Annotated in this window: 3 protein-coding genes; all 3 read right to left on the reverse strand. The window is 34.8% G+C overall.

The annotated features are described in order from the left end of the window. Positions 1–949, reverse strand: a 949-nt coding sequence (locus QZ260_RS05825; protein WP_295983853.1) for a cbb3-type cytochrome c oxidase subunit I, incomplete at its 3' end; no start/stop codon positions are given. Positions 950–953: 4 nt separating this feature from the next. Continuing rightward, complete coding sequence (ccoS, locus tag QZ260_RS05830) at positions 954–1,145, reverse strand: cbb3-type cytochrome oxidase assembly protein CcoS (RefSeq protein WP_295983856.1); 192 nt, start codon at positions 1,143–1,145, stop codon at positions 954–956. 220 nt (positions 1,146–1,365) lie between these two features. Next, positions 1,366–2,995, reverse strand: a 1,630-nt coding sequence (locus tag QZ260_RS05835) for an HAD-IC family P-type ATPase (RefSeq protein WP_295983857.1), incomplete at its 5' end; no start/stop codon positions are given.

Raw genomic sequence — 2,995 nt, forward strand, 5'->3', positions numbered from 1 at the left:
CATACCCCGTAATGGCTACTACCATAAATTTTAAAACCGGATCGGTTCGTACTTTATCCCAAGCCCCACGAAGCGTTAATAAACCGTTTATCATACCTCCCCAAGATGGCATTAATAACATTATGGAGAAGGCTACACCTAAGTTTTGTGCCCATTCTGGAAGCGCCGTATATAATAAGTGATGCGGTCCTGCCCAAATGTATAAAAAGATTAACGACCAAAAGTGTATGATAGATAATCTATAAGAATACACAGGTCTGTTCGCTGCCTTAGGTACGAAGTAATACATTAATCCTAAAAACGGAGTCGTTAAAAAGAATGCCACAGCATTATGGCCATACCACCATTGTACAAGCGCATCTTGCACACCAGCGTACACCGAGTAACTTTTCATTCCGCTTACAGGTAATTCTAAACTATTAAAAATATGAAGCACTGCAACGGTTACAAACGTGGCAATGTAAAACCAAATAGCAACGTATAAGTGTCGTTGGCGACGTTTTAAAATCGTCCAAATCATATTCACACCAAAAACCACCCAAATAAGTGCAATAGCAATATCAATTGGCCATTCTAGTTCGGCATATTCTTTTGATGTTGAGTACCCTAAAGGAAGTGAGATAGCCGCAGCAACAATAATAAGTTGCCATCCCCAAAAGTTTATATTACTTAAAAGGTCGCTCGCCATACGGGCTTTTAGTAAACGCTGAAGTGAGTAGTAAATACCAGCAAACATGGCATTACCTACAAAGGCAAAAATTACGGCATTTGTGTGTAAAGGTCTTAAACGACCAAAACTAAGCCACGAAATTCCATCGGTAAGGTTTGGAAATAAAAACATAAAAGCAAGTAGCAAACCCACAGCCATTCCTACAACTCCAAAAATTATTGTAGCATAAAGGAATTTAGTTACGATTTTATTATCGTAATGAAATTGTTGCATTTCCATAGTGTTAATTATTATTCTTTTTGGTTAGTATCGTTTTCTTTGGTTTATCTTTTATCAATTCATCTTCAAAAAGCATGCGCACAGACGGCGTATAACTATCGTCATACTGTCCGCTTTTCACAGCAATAATAAAGGCAATAAAAAAGCCAATAGCAACAAATATGCTAATAGCTAGCAAAATATATATAACACTCATACCTAATAGAAGTTATGGTTCAAAAATACTTTCATGCTCGTTTGTAAAAGATGATATTTGTCATGTTTTCCTTTTTTATTTTAATTTTTTCGGCGTTCCCGCAAGGGTCAGGCTTTCCGATATATCTTTTTCTTGTGTATTAAAAAATGTTAAGACAATCGAGGCATAGTTGAACAGATGTAATCCTTAACGCGCTCATTCTCAAAATTTAGTTTTCACTTTATTTCAATTTTCCACATACTATGTTAGTGCAAATTGTTGTAAATACCACAATACTTATAGAGCTTAAAGGCATTAATATTGCAGCAACTACAGGGGCTAGCTGTCCAGTAACTGCAAAATAGAGCCCGATAACATTGTATATTAAAGACAAAGCAAAACTCCATTTAATGATATTTATAGCTGATTTTGAAGCTTTTATAAAATAGTATAACTGATTAAATTTTGTGGCGTCTAAAATAACATCACAAGCAGGGGAGAACACGTTCACATTTTCAGAAATAGCAATACCAACATTGCTTTGCGCTAATGCTCCGGCGTCGTTTAATCCATCACCGATCATTAATACCTTTGCGCCAGAGTTTTGATGATGTTTGATATATTCCAACTTATCCTCAGGTTTCTGATTAAAAAACAATTTTGTGTTTGCAGGAAGCAATTTTGTTAAATTTTCTTTTTCACCTGCATTATCACCGGAAAGAATCACCAAATCATAATGGATTTTAAGTTTATTAAATAACTTAGAAAGTCCTTTTCTGTACCTATTATAAAACGTAAATTTCCCTTTGTATTTATTATTAGCACTCACATGAACAGCTGTATTTAAGGTAGCTGTTTTCGAAGTGTAACCCACAAAAGGCGCAGACCCAATTTTTATGGAATCTTCGTTATGTTTGGCTTCAATACCTTTACCAATATGCTCTTGGTAGTTATCTAAAGTTATAATGTCATTTTCTTTTAAAAGCGAATATAAGGATCTGCTTAAGGGATGATTTGACTGTCGCAACGTGCTTTTTAAAAGAGATTCTTCCTCTTCTGAAAGTTCTAAACCATCATATGTAATCGTGGTTTCTTTATTGGCGGTAATCGTTCCTGTTTTATCAAAAATAATGATGTCAATGGCCGCTAACTGTTCAATGACTGATGCGTTTTTAGCATAGAATTTGAGTTTACCGAATATGCGTAACATATTTCCGAACGTAAAAGGCGCAGCCAAAGCAATAGCACATGGACAGGCAATAATAAGTACCGATGTAAAAACATTTATTGCTTTTGATGAATCAATAAATAACCAATATAGTGTCGATATAATGGCAATACTTAGCACTGCAATTGTAAACCGCTTACTAATAGCATTGGTTAACGTGGTAAAACTATCTTCTTTGTTTTTACTAAACACATCATTACTCCACAGTTGTGTTAAGTAACTTTGTTCTACGGTTTTTAAAACGTCAACTTCAATACTGCCATTCAATTGTTTTCCGCCAGCAAATAATTTATCGCCAGATTGTTTAGAAACGGCCTCAGATTCTCCTGTAACAAAACTGTAATCAATACGCGCATTTCCTTTTATTAGGATACAATCAACAGGAATGAGTTCTTCGTTTCTAATGAGAAGTCGGTCTCCCTTTTCAATATCATATACTTGAATGGAGGCTTCGGAAGAATCAGAAGAAATCTTAGTAATTCCAATAGGAAAATAGGATTTATAATCCCGTTCAAAGGATAAAAAAGTATATGTTTTCTGCTGAAAAAACTTCCCAAGTAATAAAAAGAAAATAAGCCCAGATAAACTATCAAAAAAGCCTGTTCCAATATCTAGAACAATTTCAGCAGTACTTCTTAGAAAA

Origin of the sequence: uncultured Algibacter sp. (assembly GCF_905480415.1) — a bacterium.
GTDB lineage: Bacteria > Bacteroidota > Bacteroidia > Flavobacteriales > Flavobacteriaceae > Algibacter_B.